The organism is Streptomyces roseochromogenus subsp. oscitans DS 12.976, from assembly GCF_000497445.1.
Classification (GTDB): Bacteria; Actinomycetota; Actinomycetes; order Streptomycetales; family Streptomycetaceae; genus Streptomyces; species Streptomyces oscitans.
In genome coordinates this window covers 5904921-5925692 of record NZ_CM002285.1, presented here as the reverse complement: position 1 = coordinate 5925692, position 20772 = coordinate 5904921, and the positions used below count along the sequence as shown (strand labels likewise).

The following is a 20772-nucleotide window of genomic DNA, read 5'->3' as shown; positions in this document are numbered from 1 at the left end:
GGCCGGTCGAACCAGCCGCTCATTTCTGAGTAATCGGGGGGTGCTTCTCCGAGATGTCATTCGCGACTTCTCAGGTAGCTTGTAGAGACTATCGGTTGCCCTGGAACTTGTCCACTTCTAGGCAACTGTTTGAATCTACCTCCCCACGCCCTCCGTGTCAACGGCTCTTGTGGGGCGAAGAGGAGACTAGCAGCTCAGAGGGGTGGAACGCACATCAAGCAGCGGTGGGGACCGAGGCGCTGCGGTCGGCTGCCTCGAGATCGCCGGTCTCACCTGCGCGTACCGCTCGTCCGCCCAGCACAAAGACGTACGTCAGGAATGCCAGCTCGGCCAGGACGCCGATTCCGATGCGGGCCCAGGTGGGGAGCCCGGACGGGGTGACGAAGCCTTCTATGGCGCCGGAGACGAAGAGGACCAGGGCAAGGCCGATGGCCATGCCGACCGCCGCGCGTCCCTCCTCGGCTAGGGCGGTGCGCCGGGTGCGCGGACCGGGGTCTATGAGAGTCCAGCCCAGACGCAGCCCCGTACCGGCGGCGACGAAGACGGCGGTCAGTTCGAGCAGGCCGTGCGGAAGGACCAACCCCAGGAAGGTGTCGAGTCGGCCTGCGGAGGACATCAGGCCGAAACCGACGCCCAGATTGAGCATGTTCTCGAAGAGGATCCAGAGGACCGGCAGGCCCAGGAAAATGCCCAGGACCAGGCACATCGCGGCCGCCTGCGCATTGTTCGTCCACACCTGCGCGGCGAAGGCCGCCGCGGGGTGGCTGGAGTAGTACGTCTCGTACTCGCCGCCGGGGCGGGTCAGCTCACGGAGCTGGCTGGGCGCCGCGATGCTCGACTGCACGTCCGGGTGGGTGCCTATCCACCAGCCCAGGAGGATCGCCGTGGTGGTGGATATCAGTGCCGTCGGTATCCACCAGTGGCGTGCTCGGTAGACCGCGGCTGGGAAGCCCTGGCCCAGGAATCGCGTGACATCGCGCCATGAGGCGCGGCGAGTGCCGGTGATGGCGCTACGCGCGCGTGCCACGAGTTGGCTGAGCCGTCCGGTCAGCTGTGGGTCCGGGGCGCTGGACTGGATGAGGGAGAGGTGGGTGGCGGTGCGCTGATAGAGGGCGACGAGTTCGTCGGCCTCGGCACCGTTGAGGCGGCGCCGGCGGCGGAGCAGAGCGTCCAGGCGGTCCCATTCGGCTCGGTGTACGGAGACGAAGACGTCCAGGTCCATCGGGTCTGCCTGCTCCTCGGCTGGTCGTCGACTGTCCGTCGTGGATGCCCTTGATCGCTGTCAGCTTGTCGTACTGCGGCGCGATGCGCCCACAGCTTGGCAGACTTGCGCTTCCGGCGGCAGATCAGGGAAGGGCGGCGGACGTGAGTGAGCTGGTGACGGGCGAGGCGGTGGCGCTCGAACTGCGTCCGGCGAAGTTGCCGAGCAGGGCGCTGGCCGTGTTGCTCGACCTCGTGGTGGCTGTGATCGGGTACGTCGTCGTCACCATCGTGTTGGTGATGTCGACCGCTTCTCTGGACGAGGCCGCGCAGACGGCACTGTCGATCGCCACGTTTCTGCTGGTGCTGGTCGGCGGACCGATCGCGGTGGAGACGCTCAGTCACGGGCGTTCGCTGGGGAAGCTGGCCTTCGGGCTCCGGGTGGTGCGGGACGACGGTGGACCGATCCGGTTCCGGCACGCGCTCGTGCGGGGCGCGATCGGTGTGATCGAGATCCTGCTGACGTTCGGTGTGGTCGCCTGCATCGCCTCGCTGGTGTCGGTACGAGGGCGGCGGCTCGGGGACGTGTTCGCGGGCACTCTGGTCGTACACGAGCGAATACCGGCCGGCCGGGCCGCCTTCGTTCCGCCGCCGCCTCCGTGGCTCGCAGGGCGGTTCGCCGAGCTGGATCTGTCGGCGGTGCCGGACGGGCTGTGGCTTGCGGTCCGGCAGTATCTGAGCCGGATGGGGCAGCTCGATCCGCAGGTATCGCTGGGGATGGCCCAGCGGCTGGCAGCCGACCTCGTGGCGCGGACGGGCGCTTCGGTGCCGCGGGATCTCCCGGCGGCCGCCTTTCTGGCAGCGGTCCTGCATGAGCGGCAGTCGCGTGAGGCCCGGCGGGCTGTCGGTGCCGGTGGCTTCGCCCCACCGGTGGCCGAGCCCGATGCGCCGGCCGTAAATCAGCCGCCCGCTGCTGCTGAGGCCTGGCCGCAGTATCCCGGTCAGCCTGATCGGCCCCAGGACTGGGCTCGGCAGCCACGGGCTCCGCTCACACCGCCCGCCGTAGCGCCGAGCGACCATCCGCCGGCCGTGCCTCCGCACGATCACCCGTCGGCCGACCGCCCGGCCACGGGTTTCGCGCCGCCGGCGTAGCGCGGCATCCGCTCAGCTCCTGTTTCCGGCGAACTCGTCGGTCTCGCCGGGCTCGTCGGGCTCGTCGGTTCCGGCGCTCAGTGGAACGTCGACGGCGGTGACTGGAGGTCCTCCAGCTCGATTCCGGGTGCGGCCAGGACGACGTCGCCGGCGATGTGGACGGTGTGCCGTTCGCCGGTGTCCAGGGCTGTGACCTGGTATTCGTCCACGGTCAGGGGGCCGTTGTCAGTGGCGTGTGCTTCGCTGTTCACCAGGGCCCAGGACTGATCCACGGTGCGGGGGGCGAGGACCGGGTCCGTGAAGGCGACCAGGCGTACGCGGGTCGCGTCGGACGAGGGGGTGAGGCGCAGGAGACGGGCGGTGGCGACGAGGAACGCGGGGGACGTGCCGGTGAAGGCGTGGGCGCGCACATTGCCTTCGGTGGCGTGGGTTCCGGTGGGGTCGGTGCGGACCCAGGTGACGCCGTCGAGGGCGGCGCCGCGCACCTGCCAGTCGCCCGCGTGGAGTTCTAGGCGGATGGGGCGGCCGAGGTCGTCCAGGGCGAGGTCGACCGAGCCGCGGTGATCGCCGGCGGGGCCGGTCAATCGGGAGACATAGCGCCAGCCGGAAGGGCCGGGCGCGCACTGGAAGTGTTCTTCACCGAGGGGGGTGTGATCGTGCGGATCGTGGAGCGAATAGCGGCCGCGGGGCATGGGGGTCCTGGATTCTGACGGGGTGACGCTCCGGCCGTGCGCTGCTGGTGCGGTGCCGGCCGGAGACCAAAGGGGCAGGCCCCCGGCACGGGGGTGCGGGGGCCTGCCTCGGAGGACCTGCTGCCGGGGAGCGCGGCGGTGCACCGAAGTGCTCCCCGGCGAGCGGGATCAGGAGATCGCCGGTTCAGTAGCGGTAGTGGTCCGACTTGTACGGGCCCTCGACCTCCACACCGATGTACGCGGCCTGCTCCGGGCGCAGCGTCGTCAGCTTGACGCCGAGGGCGTCCAGGTGGAGACGGGCGACCTTCTCGTCGAGGTGCTTCGGAAGCACGTAGACACCGGTCGGGTACTCGTCGGGCTTGGTGAACAGCTCGATCTGGGCCAGGGTCTGGTCCGCGAAGGAGTTGGACATCACGAACGACGGGTGACCGGTGGCGTTGCCCAGGTTCAGCAGGCGGCCCTCGGACAGCACGATGATCTTCTTGCCGTCCGGGAAGGTCCAGGTGTGGACCTGCGGCTTGACCTCGTCCTTGACGATGCCCGGGATCTTCGCCAGGCCGGTCATGTCGATCTCGTTGTCGAAGTGGCCGATGTTGCCGACGATCGCCTGGTGCTTCATCTTCGCCATGTCCGACGCAAGGATGATGTCCTTGTTGCCGGTGGTGGTGACGAAGATGTCGGCGCTCTCGACGACCTCGTCCAGGGTGGTGACCTGGTAGCCGTCCATCGCCGCCTGCAGCGCGCAGATCGGGTCGATCTCGGTGATGATCACGCGGGCGCCCTGGCCCCGCAGGGACTCGGCGCAGCCCTTGCCCACGTCGCCGTAGCCGCAGATGACGGCGGTCTTGCCGCCGATCAGGGTGTCCGTGGCGCGGTTGATGCCGTCGACGAGGGAGTGGCGGCAGCCGTACTTGTTGTCGAACTTCGACTTGGTGACGGCGTCGTTGACGTTGATCGCCGGGAACAGGAGGACGCCGTCGCGCTGCATCTCGTACAGGCGGTGGACACCGGTGGTGGTCTCTTCGGTGACGCCGCGGATCTCGGAGGCCAGCTGGGTCCACTTCTGGGGGTTCTCGCCCAGGGTGCGGTGCAGCAGCTGGAGGATGACGCGGTGCTCGTCGGACTCGGCGGTGTCCAGGGCGGGGACCTCGCCGGCCTTCTCGTACTCGACACCCTTGTGGACGAGGAGGGTGGCGTCACCGCCGTCGTCCAGGATCATGTTCGGGCCGCCGGTGGGGCTGTCCGGCCAGGTCAGCGCCTGCTCGGTGCACCACCAGTACTCCTGGAGGGTCTCGCCCTTCCAGGCGAAGACCGGGATGCCCTGCGGGTTGTCGGGCGTGCCGTTCGGGCCGACGGCGATGGCGGCAGCCGCGTGGTCCTGGGTGGAGAAGATGTTGCAGGAGGCCCAGCGGACCTTGGCGCCGAGGGCGACCAGGGTCTCGATGAGCACGGCGGTCTGCACGGTCATGTGCAGGGAACCGGTGACGCGGGCGCCGGCGAGGGGCTGGGCCTCGGCGTACTCCTTGCGGATCGCCATCAGGCCGGGCATCTCGTGCTCGGCGAGGGTGATCTCCTTGCGGCCGAAGTCGGCCAGCGAGAGGTCGGCGACCTTGAAGTCCTGTCGGTTCTCGACAGTCGTCATTGCGAGCTGCTCCTCGGAGTTGGGTCGAGGTGGGTACGGCTGGTCTGCGCGACGGCGGACACACAGATGCCCGAGAAGAGGACACAGGCATGCCCACGTACGCGCAGCGCAGTCCGTCGGAGGCCCTCTCTCCCTCGGTCGGCCCGCGCTGGGACCGCCCGACCGCCATCAGCAGCGACGTCTGGCTCCGTCCCAAGCTACACCGGACGGCCCCGTCGGCCCCAGTCCGCATGGGCATGGTTCGCGCCGCACGGGAGGCGGTTTCGGGGGGCGGGCGTGGGGGCAGGAGGGCGGCCGATGGGGGCGCGGAATCCGTGGAACGGAAGCCTACGGACCGGTGCGAACAGGGACTTTCACACCTTGGGGCCGGGGGCGGGGTGGTGCAGGATGCACAAGGGCCGGGGCCGTCCGGTTCCGCTCGCGAGGTGTCCGGGACGGTGCCTCGTGCGACGAAGGCGTGAGGAGAAACAACGTGACCAGTCCGGCCGGCCCGCCCTCCACAGGTGGCCGCGATGACGAGGGGCGGCAGCTGAAGCTGCTGGCGGTGACCGCCTGCCCGACCGGCATCGCGCACACGTACATGGCGGCGGAGAAGCTCGCGCAGGCCGCCGCGAGCCGTGGCATCGAGATGAAAGTGGAGACCCAAGGATCCATCGGGGCCGAGAACGTCCTTGATGACAACGATGTCAGAAGCGCGGACGGTGTCATCGTGGCCGCCGACAAGGACGTCGACCTGAGCCGTTTCGCGGGCAAGCGCGTGCTCACGGTCGGGGTCGCCGAGGGCATCCACCATCCCGAGCAGCTGATCGAGCGGGTGCGGTCGGCGCCCGTGCACGCGCCGGGCGGGGCCGCCGGGGGTGCGGCGGCCGCTTCCGGTGGTGGCGGCAAGAAGCGGGGGCCGGTGTACAAGGCGCTGATGAACGGCGTGTCGTACATGATCCCGTTCGTGGTCGTCGGCGGTCTGCTGATCGCGGTCTCGCTCGCGCTCGGCGGGCATGCGACGTCCAAGGGCTTTGTGATCCCGGACGGCACCTTCTGGGCGCACGTCAACGCGATCGGCGGGATCGGCTTCCAGCTGATGATCCCGATCCTGTCCGGCTATATCGCCTACGCGATCGCCGACCGGCCGGCGCTGGTGCCGGGCATGATCGGCGGCTGGATCGCCAACACGGGTGAGCTGTACGACTCCAAGGCGGGCGCGGGCTTCATCGGGGCGATCGTGACCGGGTTCCTCGCCGGGTATCTGGTGTTGTGGATCAAGAAGGTCCGGGTGCCGAAGTTCGTGCAGCCGATCATGCCGATCATCGTGATCCCGATCGTGGCGACGACGGCGCTCGGGCTGTTCTTCATCTATGTCATCGGCAAGCCGATCTCCTGGGTGTTCGAGCATCTGACGAGCTGGCTCGGCGGGATGACGGGGACGAGTGCGATTCTGCTCGGTGCGATTCTCGGGCTGATGATCGCCTTCGATATGGGCGGGCCGGTCAACAAGACGGCGTTCCTGTTCGGTGCCGGGCTCATCGCGAGCGGCAACCAGACGGTGATGGGTATGTGCGCGGCCGCGATTCCGGTGATGCCTCTGGGGCAGGGCCTGGCCACGCTGATCCGTCGGCGGCTGTACACCGAGCAGGAGCGGGAGACGGGGCTCGCGGCGCTGTTCATGGGGTGCTTCGGTATCTCGGAGGGTGCGATTCCGTTCGCGGCGGCGCGGCCGGCGCAGGTCATTCCGGCGAACATGCTCGGTGGGGCGGTGGCCGGGGCGGTCGCGGGGCTGGCCGGGGTGAAGGACGCGGTGCCGCACGGGGGGCCGATTGTGGCGGTGCTGGGTGCGGTGAGTGGGGTGCCGATGTTCTTTGTCGCCGTGGTGATCGGGTCGGTGGTCACTGCGTTGGCGACCGTGACGTTGGTCGATGTGAGTGGGCTGCGGGGGCGGCGAGGGGCGGTGGCCGGGGCCGTTCCTGCGCTTTCGGGTGCGGGTTCGGGGTTGGTCGTGCCTGAGCAGGTCGCGCCTGCGGGTTCGGAATCGGTGCTTGTTTCGGAGGGGCGAGAGGCGGCGGCCGGTCGGCCCGAGGTGCTTTCCGGGTATCTCAGTGGGCGGACGGTGAAGGTCGGGCTCGGGGCCGGGGACAAGGGGGCCGCCATACGGGAGATGGCCGAGCTGCTCAGCCGTAGTGGGCGGGTCGGTGATGTGGATGAATTGGTGGCCGTCGCGTTGCGGCGCGAGGAGCAGGGGACTACCGGGCTCGGGGAGGAGATCGCCATCCCGCATGCCAAGACCGATGCGGTGACCGCGCCGGTCGTCGGGTTCGCGCGGTCCGCCGAGGGCGTCGAGTGGGGATCACTGGACGGTACGAAGGCCCGGCTGGTCTTCATGATCGCTGTGCCGGAGGCGGCCGCGGGTGATGAGCATCTGCGGATCCTCGCGCTGCTCTCGCGCAAGTTGATGGATGACGGGTTCCGGGAGCGGCTGCTGGCGGCGCCGGACGAGCGGGCGGTTCTCGACGTGCTCGGTGAGGTCGGGTGAGCTGAGCGGAGGGATGCGGGTCCCCCCGCTTGCGGTGCGGGGCCCGCGTGCGCGGTCCTGCGGCACAAAGTGTTCACAGAGTGCCGCTATTCTCCGCGCCGCGGATGGGCCGCGTGGGGAGGGCGGGGAACATGGCGGGCTCGGGACGGGGACGGGGACTTGGGATCGCGGCGCTCGTGGTGGGGCTGCTGGGGCTTGGGCTGGGGATCGGCACCGCCGTCTATGCGAACAGTGCGTACGGCAGGGGCACCCTGTCGAGCGGAAGCATGTCGCCGACATACACACCGGGCCAGCAAATCGTGTGGGAGAAGGTCGACGGCAGCGAGGTACGGCGCGGCGATGTCGTGATGTTCACGGCGCCGGGGCGTGTCACGTCCGGTGGGGTGGAACGGGTGATCGGGGTGGGCGGCGACCGGGTGGCCTGCTGCGCCCTCGTGGGCGGCGAGGAGCGGGTCACCGTGAACGGCGAGCCGATCAAGGAGCCCTACGTCAGCGGGGGCGATGCCGACGGTGTGCACCTCTCGTACGACGTGAAGGTGCCGCAGGGCCGGCTCTTCCTGCTGGGCGACCACCGGGCCGATGCCATGGACTCGCGCTTCTTCCGCGCGGACCACGGCGGGACGGTCCCGGTGGACGCCGTGCGGGGCCGGGTGACCGACGACCGTTCGGCGGCGGTTGTGCTGGGTACGGCCCTGCTCCTCGGTGCGGTGCTGGTCCTCACCGGTATCGGGCTGGGGATCGGTTTCGTCGTCGTACGACGACGGAAGGCGCCGCCGGTGCCGCCCGTGCCGTGGCCGGTGCAGCCGACACAGGGGTGAGAACCCTCCTGCGGCTGAAGAGCCTCAGTGACCGGTGGCGTGCGGGTTCGGGCCGCCCGGGGTGGCCTCCGGGTCGGGGCCCTTGGCGGCCTCGGCCTCGCTGTAGATGTCCGGTTCGAGGTAGATGACGCGGGCGATCGGGACGGCGGCGCGTATGCGGGCCTCGGCGGCGTTGATGGCGTTCGCGACCTCGGCGGCCGTGTCGTCGTGCTGAACGGCGATCTTGGCGGCGATCAGCAGTTCCTCGGGGCCGAGGTGCAGCGTGCGCATGTGGATGACGCCGGTGACCGTGGCGCCGTCGACGGTCGCCTCCTCGATCTTCTGGATCGCGTCCAGGCCCGCGGCCTCGCCCAGCAGCAGCGACTTGGTCTCGGCGGCCAGGACCAGGGCGATGCAGACGAGCAGGACACCGATGCAGACGGTGCCGATGCCGTCCCAGACGCCGTCGCCGGTGAGCACGGACAGGCCGACGCCGAGGAGGGCGAGGACCAGGCCGATGAGCGCGCCGAAGTCCTCCAGCAGGACGACGGGCAGTTCGGGCGCCTTGGCGCGGCGGATGAACTGGGCCCAGGAGAGTCTGCCGCGCAGCTCGTTGGACTCCTTGATCGCCGTGCGGAAGGAGAAGCCCTCGGCGATGACCGCGAAGACCAGGACGCCCACCGGCCAGTACCAGTTCTCCAGTTTGTGAGGGTGGCTGATCTTCTCGTAGCCCTCGTAGATGGCGAACATGCCGCCGATGGAGAACAGGACGATCGAGACCAGGAAGGCGTAGATGAACCGCTCACGGCCGTAGCCGAAGGGGTGCTGCGGGGTGGCCTCGCGCTGGGCCTTCTTGCCGCCGATGAGCAGCAGGAACTGGTTGCCGGAGTCGGCGAGCGAGTGGACGCCCTCGGCGAGCATCGAGGAGGAGCCGCTGAACGCGAACGCCACGAACTTCGATGCCGCGATCGCGAGGTTGGCGCCGAGTGCCGCCACGATCGCCTTCGTACCGCCTGACGCGCTCATGTGTACGCGTGTCCCTTCGCCTCTGTCGCCCCGTACGTCCCGCCGTCCGGACGGGTCCTCGTACGTCCGTGCCGGCCAGGCGTGCGCCCGGCTTTGCCCGGCCTTTGCCGGTGGGCCATTCTTGCAGCCCGGCCGGGCCCCGGCGCGTCAGATATACACAACCCCGGTCATATGATCCACAGACTGTCCACAGCCCTGGCCGTACGATCGGTCAGACGAGCACAGTGGCGCGGAAGACCGTACCCGCGCCCGAGATCTCCGTCTTCTCGCCGGCCGGGACGAAGACCGACTGACCCGCGCTCAGCTCGTGGTCGCCGGCGCGGACGGCTCCGGCCGTGCAGAGCAGGATCTGCGGGGTGTCGCGGGTGAGGTCGTGGGCGGTGCCGTTCTCGGGGAGGACATATCGGGACAGCCGGAACTCGTCGATCGGCGTCGCGTAGACCTCCTCTCCGTCCGGGGAGGCCTCGGGGCGCAGCACGCCCGGGTCGCTCGCCTCGAAGCGGACGATGCGCAGCAGTTCGGGGACGTCGACGTGCTTGGGGGTCAGGCCGCAGCGCAGGACGTTGTCGGAGTTGGCCATGATCTCGACGCCGAGGCCGTTCAGGTACGCGTGCGGGATGCCGGCGCCGAGGAACAGGGCCTCGCCGGGCTGCAGGCGGACGTGGTTGAGCAGCATGGCCGCGATGACGCCGGGGTCGCCCGGGTAGTGGTGGGCGATGTCGGCGTAGGGGGCGTAGGCGCCGCCGAGGCGAGTGGCGGCGGCGGTGGCCTCGGCGACCGTGTGCGCCATCTCGTCCGGGTCGGCGGTGAGGATCGCCGTGAGGACCTCGCGCAGGGCCGCGTCCTCGGGGGTGGCGTGCAGCAGGTCGACGTACGGCTTGAGGGAGTCGACGCCGAGCCCGGCGAGCAGGTCGGCCGCCTGGACGGGATCGCGGAAGCCGCACAGGCCGTCGAACTCGGTGAGCGCGCAGATCAGTTCGGGCTTGTGGTTGGCGTCCTTGTAGTTGCGGTGCGGGGCGTCGACCGGGATACCGCGGCGCTCCTCGTCGGCGTAACCCTCCTTGGCCTGCTCCAGGTTGGGGTGCACCTGGAGGGAGAGGGGCGCGCCGGCGGCGAGGATCTTGAGGAGGAAGGGCAGCCGCGGGCCGAACTTCGCTACGGCCGCCTTGCCCAGCTCGGCCTCCGGGTTGGCGTCGATGACCTCGACGAGCGTCCCGCGCTCGGTGCGCGAGGGGGCGCCCGGGTGCGCGCCCATCCACATCTCCGCCTGTGGCTCACCGGTCGGCTCGACGCCGAGGAGGTGCGGGACGGCGGTGGTCGAACCCCAGGCGTAGGGGCGGATGGTGTTGTCGAGGCGGTCCATGTGTCTTCTCTGTCTCCGTACGTACGGCTGCTCCGCCGGCGCCGGCCGCGTCGCCGGTCGCCGTGCTGGTGGTGGGCGCGGGTGTTCCGGCCCGTAGCCAGATCAGGCTCTCGAAGCGAGCGCCAGGTAAACGGCGGCGAAATCCGTGACGGCGATCAGTTCCGCGAGGGTCTCCAGTTCGCCGCCCTCCTCCGGTTCGAGTTCGCTGATCGGTGTGTCGTGACTGAGGGCCAGGTCACGGGCGGCTGGGGCGGCGGTGAGGCCGCTGCTCGGGCGGTCGCGCAGCAGCACCACGCGCGCGTGCAGCGCGGGCGGCTCCTCGACGCGGTCGCGGAAGAAGTCCTCGGGGTCGGCGCTGGCGGCCAGCGGGCCGGCCAGCAGCGCGCTGTGCGCGGCGAGCGCCTCGGGGAGTTCGGCGACGAGCGCGGGGCGGCCGGCGAGTTCGGCGATGGCGGCGGCGAAACGGTGCCCGGCGGGGCCCGCCGAGGGCCCCTCCGTCCACACCACGGGAAGCGCGTCGGCGAGTTCGGCGGCCAGGGTCTTGGCCGGGTTGCTGTAGGTCGCGATGGCGGGGCCGCAGCGCTCGGCGATGTGGTCGAGGCGGTCGGCGACCTTCTCCAGGGCGTCCGGCGGGGCGCTGAGCAGCCCGATGCGGTCCAGCAGCGCCAGCAGCGGGGTGAGCAGCGCCCAGAAGACGCCCGGGGAGGACGCGGCGAGCGGTTCCTCCTGGTCGTACGGCGCTGTGGCCATCGGTACGAACAGGCCGTGGGCGCCGGCGACCGCGTCGGCGAGCGGGGTGTGGGCGGGGCCACGGCGACCAGCGAGCAGCCGCGGCGGTAGGCCTGGTCGGCGAGGAGGGAGAGGCTGGGTTCGGTGCCGTCCGGGGTGGTGATCAGGAGCAGATCGACGGAGCCGGCCCAGCCCGGGAGTTCCCAGCGAAGGGCGCCGGCGGCCGGGGCGACGCCGGTCGGGGCCAGGCGGACCACGGGGCTGCCGACGCCGGCCAGGGTGTCGAGGAGGTCGGCGGTGTGGGTGGCGGCGGCGCCGGGTCCCGCGATGAGGACGGCACGGGGGCGACCGTCTGGCTTGAGGTCGCCGACGCCGGCCTCGGCGGCGTGCCGGACGGCGGTACGGACGCGGGCGCCGGCCTCGGCGGCGCCGCGCAGCAGGCCTCGGCGGTCGGCCTCGGCGAGGCCCTCCGGGGTGTCGAGCAGCGATTCGTCCAGCATGGCGGCAGCCTCCGGTCGCCTGGCGTCCTGTGCGGAGCCTTTTCCAGGGGGTGGCGCCTCTTCGCTGCGCGGCGGGCGCCTCTTTCGCTACGAGGGGTTCTACGACGGGATGGGTCTCGTCACCCGGGGCGGCGGGCCTCGTCCACGAGAAGGACCGGGATGTCGTCGCGGACCGGGTAGGCGAGGCCGCAGTCCTGGCCGGTGCAGATCAGCTCGGTGTCCTGCTCCTTGAGGGGGGCGTGGCAGGCCGGGCAGGCGAGGATCTCCAGGAGGCCGGCTTCGAGCGGCATGAGGTGTCCCTTCGAGAGCGGAGTTTTCTTCGGCCGCTGGTCAGCGTACCGCTGCTGGATGGGCTGAGCCGGGCTGCGGGTGCCGTCCAGGGGGCTCCGGCGGCTGTATGCGAAGGCGCTGGGCTCGGGGCCGGCCGCCGGAGAGCCCGGGGTGTGTCAGGCCCTGATGATGGCCAGGGCCTCGTCCCTGATCTTGGTCATCGTGGCCTCGTCCTTTGCCTCCGCGTTCAGGCGGAGGAGGGGCTCGGTGTTGGAGGGGCGGACGTTGAACCACCAGTCGGGGGCGGCGACCGTGAGGCCGTCGAGGTCGTCGAGGGTGATGCCGGCGCGGCCCTCGTACGCGGAGCGGATCGCGGCGAGGCGGGCGGACTGGTCGGCGACGGTGGAGTTGATCTCGCCGGAGCCGGTGTAGCGGTCGTACTGGGCGACGAGGGCGGACAGCGGGCCCTCCTGGCCGCCGAGGGCGGCGAGGACGTGCAGGGCGGCCAGCATGCCCGTGTCGGCGTTCCAGAAGTCCTTGAAGTAGTAGTGCGCGGAGTGCTCGCCGCCGAAGATCGCTCCGGTGCGGGCCATCTCGGCCTTGATGAAGGAGTGGCCGACTCGGGTGCGGACCGGGGTGCCGCCGTTCTCCTGCACGACCTCCGGGACCGTACGGGACGTGATCAGGTTGTGGATGATCGTGCCCTCGCCGCCGTTGCGGGCGAGTTCGCGCGCGGCGACCAGGGCGGTGACCGCGGACGGGGAGACCGGGTCACCGTGCTCGTCCACGACGAAGCAGCGGTCGGCGTCGCCGTCGAAGGCGATGCCGAGGTCGGCGCCCTCGGCCGGTACCCGCTTCTGCAGGTCCACGAGGTTGGCCGGGTCGAGCGGGTTGGCCTCGTGGTTGGGGAAGGTGCCGTCCAGTTCGAAGTACATCGGGACGAGGGTCAGGGGCAGGCCGGCGAAGACCGTGGGGACCGTGTGGCCGCCCATGCCGTTGCCGGCGTCGACCACGACCTTCAGGGGGCGGATGGAGGTCAGGTCGACGAGGGAGCGGAGGTGCTCCGCGTAATCGTCCAACGTCTCGCGGGTGCTCAGGGTTCCCGGCTCGGCGACCGGCTCGGGGGCGCCCGACTCCAGCCACTGCTCGACCAGTTCGCGGATCTGCGCGAGGCCGGTGTCCTGGCCGACCGGCGCGGCGCCGGCACGGCACAGCTTGATGCCGTTGTACTGGGCCGGGTTGTGCGAGGCGGTGAACATGGCGCCGGGCAGGTTCAGCGCGCCCGAGGCGTAGTACAGCTGGTCCGTGGAGCACAGGCCGATCTCGGTGACGTCCACACCGCGGTCCGCCGCGCCACGCGCGAAGGCGCGGGTCAGGCCCGGGGACGAGGGCCGCATGTCGTGGCCGACGACGATCGCCGAAGCACCCGTCACCTCCGCGAAGGCGGCGCCGAAGAGCCCGGCCAGTGACTCGTCCCACTGGTCCGGAACCACTCCGCGTACGTCATACGCCTTCACGATCTGCGACAGATCAGCAGTCACAGCCAACCCTCCTGAAAGTCCTATGGGTGCCCACAAACTACCCGGCGGGGGTAAGGGCGAGGTGTGCGGACACCATGTGGCCACCGAGACGTGATCCGTGCATGCATGAATCCGGGGTGGCTCGGGTGTCCGGATCAGTTGTCCGGTGAACGCAGGACGCGGAGGTGGCCGCGGCGGGCGACCTCCATGGGGTCCGCCGTACGGGCTCCGCCGCCGCCCGCTTCGGCCGCGCGCTCCTGGGGGCGGGCCGCCTCGCGCACCGCGTTGGCGAGCGCTTCCAGATCGTCTCCGCTGGGCCGCGCGGGAGCGGAGCCGTCGAGGAGGCGGACGACCTCCCAGCCGCGGGGGGCGGTGAGGCGTTCGGAGTGCTCGGCGCACAGGTCGTAGCAGTGCGGCTCGGCGTAGGTGGCGAGCGGGCCGAGGACCGCGGTCGAGTCGGCGTAGACGTACGTCAGCGTCGCGACGGCGGGTCGGCCGCAGGCGGTGCGCGAACAGCGACGTACAGGGCTCACGACGTTGGACGGTACCGCACTCTTGAGCGGGCCGCGACGACTCTCCACCACGTCACTCCACCGTGTCGTGCTGTGAAACGCCCCACACACCCCTTCGGGGAAGCCCTGTTGACCTGCGGCGACGGGGTCTCGGCAGGTTTGGGGCGTGAGTCGATACGGTCACGAGCCGGTACGAACACCATCAATTGCCTTGAGTTCGGCGGTCTTGGAGGGTTACGGAAACGCGCCAGACGTTGTCCGGAATGGTCATCCTGTGACACGGGGGTGGCGGCGGCCGTTCGGAGTCGTGTGGGGGCTGATCGGCGGCGGGCTGATCGGCCGAGGGGACGTGCGGGACGCCCCCTACGGACAGGGGCGGCGGGAAGTCGCTGGTTGGTGTGGGGGTGCGGAGGCCGTCGCCGTGTGGGGCCGGGCGGGCAGAGCGTGCGAGGACTACGCTTCCCCAGTGATGGACAACCGTGTACCGCCCCGTGCCGCCGGCCCCGGGCCTCGTCGCCGTGATCGCCACGGGCGGGGCATGCGGGGGCCGATCGCACCGCCGCAGGTGCCGCTGGCGGCCAGCCGCGCCGATGTGTTCGCGGACCTGGTGCAGGACTCGGTGGAGCGTCTTGAGCGGCGGTGGCCGCAGCTGGCCGACATCGATTTCCTCGTGCTGGAGGTGCCCCGGCTGGAGGGGCGGGGTGAGCAGCTGTGGAGTGAGGAGGCCGTGCCGTTGGGCGGGGTCGTTCCCGCGCGGGACGGGCGGCGGGCGCGAGTGGTGGTGTATCGGCGGCCGGTGGAGATCCGGACCAAGGGGCGGGATGAGCGGGCCGCGCTGGTGCACGAGGTGGTCGTGGAGCAGGTGGCGGAGCTGCTCGGGTTGACTCCGGAGACTGTGGATCCTCGGTACGGGGAGGATTAGGCCCGGCGGAGCCCTGTGTGGGTGCTCTGTGCTACCTGGTTCCGCTGCGCTGTGGCTGGGCGGAAGTGGGTTCCCTTGCTCGCGCTTGAGGGATGCCCGGTGCTGCCCCTGGACGACGGGGCGTTTCGCTTACCCGCGCCGGCGGGGTGCCTCCCCCCACTCTCGGCTTCGCTCGAGCGGGGGGACCCCCACCGCCCACCCGTGCCGCCTGGGGGTCCCCCAGGCTCTCAAGGCACTGAGGGAGGCACAACTGCCCGCAGCGGCGGCACACGAAAACCCGCAGCTGCGCGGGTACGACGGCCCCTGCCGGGTGCGCGCCGGACCTGCCGCACAACTGCCCGCAGCGGCGGCGTGCGGAAACCCGCAGCTGCGCGGGGCGACGGGCGCTGTCGGGTGGGCGCCGGCTCAGGGGTACGACTGGCTGCGGCGGCGTGCGGGGGGCCTCTGTTGCCAGGGCTTCGAAGGGGCTCGGGCTACTTCTGCAGGACCGACAGGTCCTGGGTTGTCTTTGGTACTGCGACCATTCCTCGGTCGCTGGGGAGGGTTTGGATGGTGAAGCCGGGGATTCCGGATTCTGTGGCGGAGAGGGTGCGGGAGGCGTAGACCGGGCCGCCGGAGACCGCTTCGACGGTGAGCGCGTAGGTGCCCTGGAGGCCGGCCGGGACGGGGGCCGGGACGTCCTCGGTGGTGCCGGATTTGATGGTGTACGTCTTTGTCGTCGGCGTGCCGCCCTCGCTGCCCGCCGAGGCGGTGACCTTGACCGTGGCGGTGGCGGTGGGGGCGGTCAGGGCGAGGGTCGTGCCGTTGGCGCTGTTGTCGGCCGAGGTCGCGCGCGTGCCGACGGGGGCGGTGGCCGGGATGAAGGCCGTCTCCTGTTTGTCGCCCTTGCCTCGGACGACCTGGAGAGCCGCCACGACCGGGACCGACTGGTCCGTGGGGGTCAGGACCAGGGAGCCCGCCTCGCCGCGGGTCACGGCGCCGAGGTCGGCCGTGGTCGTCATACCCGACTTCACATGCAGGGTCTCGCTGCCCGCCGGGGTGATCAGGCCGTCCGGCGAGGCCAGGCGGACCTTGAGGTCGGCGTCGTCGCCGCCGGGCGTGAAGGCGATCAGACGGACGTCGGTGGCGTCCTTCGGGATGCCGGGCAGGACCAGGCTGCCGGCCGGGTCGGCGGCCGCGGCCAGCCAGTCGCCGCCCACCTTGTCGTCCAGGGCCTGCACGGACGCGCCGACCCGGCCGCTGCGCACGCTGACGTGCACGGTCAGGTCGGGCTGCCGTTGGTCGGTGAGCGTGGAGAGCAGGATCGGCTTGCTCGCGTGCGGCGGGACGGTGAGGTTCTCCCCCAGCGAGGACTTGAGCGCGCCGTCCTTGCCGTACAGCTCGATGTCGACGACCGCGGCGGAGTCGTCGGGGTTGGTCAGATGGACGTAGTCGGTGCGGCTCGCAGCTGTGCTGGCGCCCGGGAACCAGAAGTCGGTGTCCGCTTCCGTGCAGGTGACGCCCTGCAGGCCACGGCCGGTGCCGGCGGCGACCTCGGTGGTCTCCTGCACGGTCCAGCCGGGCGCGAACCTCCCGTCGGCGGTGCCGATGAGCGCGGGGGTGTCGGCGCCGGAGCTGTCGCCGGTGACGGGAGTGCCCGGTGCCTTCGGGGTGAGCAGCGGTGTGTCCGACGTCTTCTTCGCGCCCTTGGAGTTCTTGGAGTTCTTGGAGTTCTTGGAGCCCTTGCCGGTCTGGGAGTTGTCCGTGCCGTCCCCGGACTGCTCGTCGACCGCCTGGAGTTGGGCCTTGCCGCTGCTTGCCGTGCCCTGGGTGACGGGGGTGAACGACGTGTACGACGTGTCGGCGATGTCCGAGATGCTCGGCGCCGGGCACAGCAGGCTCGTGCGCTCCACCGGGAGATACGCGGCCGCCTCGGGGGCGGCGGCCCCGGACGCGGACGGGCCGTCCAGCGCGGCGAACGCGGTGACGGCGGCCAGCGCGGTGGTGGCGGCGATCAGGGACAGGGTGGTGCGGTTCACTGCTGGCTCCCGTCGGGGCGCTCGCTGCCGGTGCCGTGGGGGTGCTGGGCCGGGTCGTAGCCCTGCTGGGCGGGGTCGTACGCCGGGTCGTAGCCCTGCTGGTAGGCCGTCGGGTCGTAGGGCATCTGGTCGGCCGTACCGCCGTAGGCGTACGGGTCGTACTGGCCTGTCTGGTAGGGGTCGGCGGCCTGGTACGCCTGCTGGTCGTAGCCGGGGGGCTGGTACTGGCCGGCGTTCTGGTACTGGTCGGCTCCGTAACCGGGGTATCCGGCGTTCATGTAGGAAGCCTGGTCCCACTCTTCGTAGGACTGCTGGTGGGGTACGGCGGCCGCGGGCTCCGTCGGCGGGGGCGGTGCGGCGGGCTGTTCGTCGCCGGGCTGCTCATCGGTGGCCTGCTCCTCGGCCTGGGCCCGCAGGCGGCGGGCGCGGCGGCCCTCGCCGGCGGTGGCCTGGGCGGGCAGCGGCTCCTCCTCGGGCATGTCGTCGTCGACGTCGCGGCGCCGGCCGGGCAGGGCGAGGACGACCAGGACGACGGCGAGCGCGCCCTGGGCCCACAGCCAGGCGGTGTGGGTGATCGGGTCGTCGTAGGTGACGTCCAGCTTGCCGCCGGTGGAGGGCAGTTGGAAGCCCTGAGCCCAGCCGTCGACCGTGGTGCGGGTGAGCGGCTTGCCGTCCAGGGTGGCCGTCCAGCCGGCGGAGGCGGTGTCGGCGAGACGCAGGACACGGCCGTCCGCGCCGGACGGGACGGTCGTGTGGATCTCCACCGGTCCCGCGCTGACCGGCTGGGCGGTGCCCGAGCCGCCGGCGGGGAGCAGGGTGGCGCGGGAGACCTCCTGGTCGACCCGCCACAGGGCGCTGCCGTTCTGCTGGCTGAGCCGGGTCAGGCCGGGGGTGGTGTCGAGGACGCGGGTGATGTCGCGGGGTGCGCCCTTGTGGACGAGGACGTAGCGCACCGCGAAGCCGCCGAGCTCGTCGGCCTGGTCGGCGCCGGAGCCCGCGATGAGGTTGGCGACGACCTTGTCCAGCCGGGTGTTCTGGCCGTCGGCGGAGCTGATCTCGGCGTCGCCCATGCGGGCGCCGGAGCCGCGGACCAGGGTGTAGCGCACGCGCGCGGTGGAGTCGCTGTCCAGGATCAGGGTGCGGGCCCGGTCGCCGGTGGTGGAGTCCTCGGCGACGAACGCGGGCACCTGGGTCGGGTCGCGGCGCTTCAGGGGGTTGTCGGCGCCGCGGATCATCCAGCCGGCGGCGACCAGCAGCGGGCCCACGACGCAGGCGAGGGCGATCAGGGCGGCGAGGGGCTGGCGCCAGCCGAAGCTCTGCTCGGCCACACGCGCGCGTGCACCGTCGGCGCCGAGGGCGGCGGCGGCCAGCAGCGCGATGCCGTAGACGAGCGTGGCCGGTCCGGCCCAGGCGGACCTGTTGGACAGGACGGCGAAGACGAGGGCGACCAGGGCGACCGCCCAGGCGGTGCGGATGCCCAGCTGCCGCTGGGAGCGCAGCAGTGCGCCGAGGGCGGCGAGGACGATGCCGATGAGCATCAGGCCCCGCACGGTGCCGGGGCCGCCGGGGCTCGCGCCGAGCAGGTCGAACGCGGAGGCGGCCGAGGTGCCGTACGCCAGGCCGGCTTCCTTGAAGAAGCCGGCCGGGAACAGGGTCAGCGACCAGGGGGCGAGGATCAGCAGCGGGGTGCCGACCTGGGCGAGGAAGCGCACGGCGTGGGCGACGAGGTCGCCGCGGCGCAGGACGAGCACACCGAAGCCGAGCAGCAGCGCGATCGGCCAGACGATCGGTGTGAAGGCCGTGGTGATGGTCAGCAGCAGTGCGTACGCCCAGGTGGCGCGCCAACTGCCGTGCGCGCCGGACCGGTTCGCGAGGCCGCTGGCGGCGATACCGGCGCGCGCGATGAGCGGCAGCAGCACGGCGAGTACGGCGGTGCCGATGCGGCCGGCTGCCAGGGCGCCGGTGGTGGCGGGCAGGAAGGCGTAGGCGATGGCCGCCCAGGCGCGCAGCAGCCGGGAGGTGACGAGCGGCCGGGAGGCGAAGTAGGCGGTGAATCCGGCGAGCGGCACCGAGGCGACCAGCAGGACGGTGATGGCGAGTCCGGTGGAGCCGAACAGGATCGCGGCGAGGGTCGCGATGACGGCGAGGTAGGGCGGGGCGGACGGGCTGCCGCCCGCGCCGACCGGATGCCAGGAGTCGGCGAAGCGGGACCACAGCTCGCCGGTGCCGGCCGGGGCGGGCAGCAGGGCGCCGCCCCCGAGCGCGCCGCCGCCGAGCAGGGCGCGGCAGGCGATCAGGGAGATGGCCAGCAGCGCCAGGAAGAGCACGGGGCCGGGATTGCGGGCGATCCGCTTGAGCCGGGCGAACTGCTCGAGCTCCAGGAACTCGGCGTCGTCGCCGCCGGGCCCGGACTCCACGGCGCCGCCGTGCCGGCCGGCCCGGAGGGTGTCGTCGGAGCTGCTGGTGAAGTTGGCGGCGAGCTGTTCCACGGTGGCCCGGATGGTGGCGCCGGGCGGCGGGAAGAGCGGGCGCAGCTCGCCCTTGTCGATCTGCGAGGGTCCGCGGCGGCGCCGCGCGGCGAAGATCCGGCCCGGGCGCAGCAGGGTGGCGAGCAGGCCGCGGATCTCGTCGACGGCCTGGCCGGGGACCTTGCCGACCAGGTAGGCGACGGTCCGCAGGAGGGTGCCGAACACGAGCCGCAGGAACGCCCAGGGCAGGGCGGCGCCGCGGGTGTTGACGAGGAGGGTGTACACGGCGCCGGCCTTGTCGACCTTGTGCGGGGAGGCCGCGGTGCGGCCGACGCAGTCGACGGTGCGGCGCTCGCGGGAGGCGGCCTCGGCGTGCCGTACGACAGCGTCGGGGGCGATCAGGACGCGGTGTCCCGCGGTGTGGGCTCGCCAGCACAGGTCGACGTCGTCGCGCATCAGGGGCAGCCGGCGGTCGAAGCCACCGAGCCGTTCGAATACATCGCGCCGGATGAGCATGCCGGCGGTGGAGACGGACAGCACGGTACGGACGTGGTCGTGCTGGCCCTGGTCCTGTTCGCGGCGGTCCAGGCCGGTCCAGCGGCGTCCGGAGTTGGCGATGGAGACGCCGACCTCCAGCAGCTGCCGTCGGTCGTACCAGCCGCGCAGCTTGGGGCCGACGACCGCCACGTCGTCGCGGCCCAGCTCCATTTCGTTGTCGACGACCCGGAGCAGCTCGGCGAGGGCGTCGGGCGCGGGGGCGCAGTCGTCGTGCAGCAGCCAGAGCCACTGGATGGGCTCGCCGTGCGGCAGTTCGGGCAGGTCGTAGGCGTCGTCGCGCCAGGAGCGGGTGACGGGGTCCCAGCCGCTGGGGCGCTTGAGATACGGCAGCTCTTCCGGGGTGAGGAGCGGGGCGGTGCGGCTCGCCTCCTCGACGGCCTGGCCGAAGCCCGTGCGGCGGGCGAGGTGCAGCACATTGGCGTCGCCGAGAGCGTCGGTGAGCAGCCGGGCGGAGTCGTCCGCGCTGCCGGTGTCGGCGGCCACCGCGTACTGCACGGGGCGCTCCTGGCCGAGCAGCCCGGCGAGGGCGTCGGGCAGCCAGCGGGCGCCGTCGTGGGAGACGAGGACCGCGGTCACCACATGACGCGGGAACTCGGGGGGGCGGGACGGGTCAAAGGCTGCGGGGCGGGACGGGTCAAAGGCTGCCGGGCGGGACGGGTCGAACCCCGCTGTGGCAGCGGGGTCTTGCTGGCCTGCCGTATGACTGTGCACGGACATCGAGGTACGGGCCCCGGTTCGATGGACTGCGGTGGACGCCCGCGCCCTCTCGGGGTCGAGGGGACAGCGGGGCGTCTCGGACGAGCGACCACACTATCGGCTGGCCATGACGACGGCCCGCCGCCTGTGGATAACCCACATGCGACGGGCCGTTCGTGACGT

The 20772-nt window shown here is 71.6% G+C and carries 14 protein-coding genes and 1 pseudogene; 4 read left to right on the top strand and 11 right to left on the bottom strand.

Annotated elements, in window-relative coordinates:
* Nucleotides 1-214: 214 nt before the first annotated feature.
* Nucleotides 215-1222, bottom strand: a complete 1008-nt coding sequence (locus M878_RS75245) for a stage II sporulation protein M (protein WP_023550046.1) — start codon at nt 1220-1222, stop codon at nt 215-217.
* Between the two features lie 143 nt (nt 1223-1365).
* Between M878_RS75245 and M878_RS75240 the strand changes: the two genes are divergently transcribed.
* A complete protein-coding gene (locus tag M878_RS75240; protein ID WP_023550045.1) occupies nt 1366-2352 on the top strand; it encodes an RDD family protein in 987 nt (328 codons plus the stop codon).
* Nucleotides 2353-2429: 77 nt separating this feature from the next.
* On the opposite strand, the gene M878_RS75235 is transcribed toward M878_RS75240, so the two are convergent.
* Nucleotides 2430-3044, bottom strand: a complete 615-nt coding sequence (locus M878_RS75235) for a hypothetical protein (protein WP_023550044.1) — start codon at nt 3042-3044, stop codon at nt 2430-2432.
* A 184-nt stretch (nt 3045-3228) separates the two neighbouring features.
* The gene (ahcY, locus tag M878_RS75230; RefSeq protein ID WP_023550043.1) at nt 3229-4686 is read right to left on the bottom strand and encodes an adenosylhomocysteinase; all 1458 of its coding nucleotides are present in this window, start codon (nt 4684-4686) and stop codon (nt 3229-3231) included.
* A 472-nt stretch (nt 4687-5158) separates the two neighbouring features.
* Between ahcY and M878_RS75225 the strand changes: the two genes are divergently transcribed.
* Together M878_RS75225 and lepB are read left to right on the top strand one after the other, a co-directional pair.
* Nucleotides 5159-7210 carry a fructose-specific PTS transporter subunit EIIC gene (locus M878_RS75225; protein ID WP_023550042.1) on the top strand — a complete coding sequence of 684 codons (2052 nt, stop codon included), beginning with the start codon at nt 5159-5161 and terminating at the stop codon, nt 7208-7210.
* A gap of 104 nt (nt 7211-7314) precedes the next feature.
* Complete coding sequence (gene lepB, locus M878_RS75220; RefSeq protein WP_342452755.1) at nt 7315-8028, top strand: signal peptidase I; 714 nt, start codon at nt 7315-7317, stop codon at nt 8026-8028.
* Between the two features lie 24 nt (nt 8029-8052).
* Here lepB and M878_RS75215 read toward each other — a convergent pair whose 3' ends face one another.
* From M878_RS75215 to M878_RS75195, 6 genes and pseudogenes are all read right to left on the bottom strand, one after another.
* Nucleotides 8053-9033, bottom strand: coding sequence for a cation diffusion facilitator family transporter (locus M878_RS75215; RefSeq protein ID WP_023550040.1), 981 nt, complete (start codon nt 9031-9033; stop codon nt 8053-8055).
* Between the two features lie 211 nt (nt 9034-9244).
* Nucleotides 9245-10396: a mannose-6-phosphate isomerase, class I gene (gene manA / locus M878_RS75210; protein ID WP_023550039.1), complete on the bottom strand. Its 1152-nt coding sequence runs from the start codon at nt 10394-10396 to the stop codon at nt 9245-9247.
* A 102-nt stretch (nt 10397-10498) separates the two neighbouring features.
* A pseudogene (locus M878_RS75205) lies at nt 10499-11625 on the bottom strand (SIS domain-containing protein).
* A gap of 119 nt (nt 11626-11744) precedes the next feature.
* Entirely contained in the window at nt 11745-11915 is a 171-nt protein-coding gene (locus M878_RS94790; RefSeq protein ID WP_023550037.1) for a Trm112 family protein, read from the bottom strand.
* Nucleotides 11916-12071: 156 nt separating this feature from the next.
* Entirely contained in the window at nt 12072-13436 is a 1365-nt protein-coding gene (locus M878_RS75200) for a phosphomannomutase/phosphoglucomutase (RefSeq protein WP_023550036.1), read from the bottom strand.
* A gap of 134 nt (nt 13437-13570) precedes the next feature.
* A complete protein-coding gene (locus M878_RS75195; RefSeq protein ID WP_031225760.1) occupies nt 13571-13996 on the bottom strand; it encodes a DUF3499 domain-containing protein in 426 nt (141 codons plus the stop codon).
* A 400-nt stretch (nt 13997-14396) separates the two neighbouring features.
* On the opposite strand from M878_RS75195, the gene M878_RS75190 reads away from it, so the two are divergent.
* A complete protein-coding gene (locus tag M878_RS75190) occupies nt 14397-14849 on the top strand; it encodes a metallopeptidase family protein (protein WP_209445655.1) in 453 nt (150 codons plus the stop codon).
* A 473-nt stretch (nt 14850-15322) separates the two neighbouring features.
* On the opposite strand, the gene M878_RS75185 is transcribed toward M878_RS75190, so the two are convergent.
* Together M878_RS75185 and M878_RS75180 are read right to left on the bottom strand one after the other, a co-directional pair.
* Complete coding sequence (locus tag M878_RS75185; protein WP_023550033.1) at nt 15323-16867, bottom strand: DUF5719 family protein; 1545 nt, start codon at nt 16865-16867, stop codon at nt 15323-15325.
* Nucleotides 16864-20610 carry a glycosyltransferase family 2 protein gene (locus M878_RS75180; protein ID WP_106962753.1) on the bottom strand — a complete coding sequence of 1249 codons (3747 nt, stop codon included), beginning with the start codon at nt 20608-20610 and terminating at the stop codon, nt 16864-16866. The genes M878_RS75185 and M878_RS75180 overlap by 4 nt, the downstream gene beginning before the upstream one ends.
* Between the last annotated feature and the right edge of the window lie 162 nt (nt 20611-20772).

Excerpts from the sequence above, each read along its gene's own strand:
- M878_RS75245 (WP_023550046.1), bottom strand. The coding sequence starts at position 1,222 with ATGGACCTGGACGTCTTCGTCTCCGTACACCGAGCCGAATGGGACCGC.
- M878_RS75235 (WP_023550044.1), bottom strand. The coding sequence starts at position 3,044 with ATGCCCCGCGGCCGCTATTCGCTCCACGATCCGCACGATCACACCCCC.
- ahcY (WP_023550043.1), bottom strand. The coding sequence starts at position 4,686 with ATGACGACTGTCGAGAACCGACAGGACTTCAAGGTCGCCGACCTCTCG.
- lepB (WP_342452755.1), top strand. The coding sequence starts at position 7,315 with ATGGGCCGCGTGGGGAGGGCGGGGAACATGGCGGGCTCGGGACGGGGA.
- M878_RS75215 (WP_023550040.1), bottom strand. The coding sequence starts at position 9,033 with ATGAGCGCGTCAGGCGGTACGAAGGCGATCGTGGCGGCACTCGGCGCC.
- manA (WP_023550039.1), bottom strand. The coding sequence starts at position 10,396 with ATGGACCGCCTCGACAACACCATCCGCCCCTACGCCTGGGGTTCGACC.
- M878_RS94790 (WP_023550037.1), bottom strand. The coding sequence starts at position 11,915 with ATGCCGCTCGAAGCCGGCCTCCTGGAGATCCTCGCCTGCCCGGCCTGC.
- M878_RS75190 (WP_209445655.1), top strand. The coding sequence starts at position 14,397 with ATGGACAACCGTGTACCGCCCCGTGCCGCCGGCCCCGGGCCTCGTCGC.
- M878_RS75180 (WP_106962753.1), bottom strand. The coding sequence starts at position 20,610 with ATGTCCGTGCACAGTCATACGGCAGGCCAGCAAGACCCCGCTGCCACA.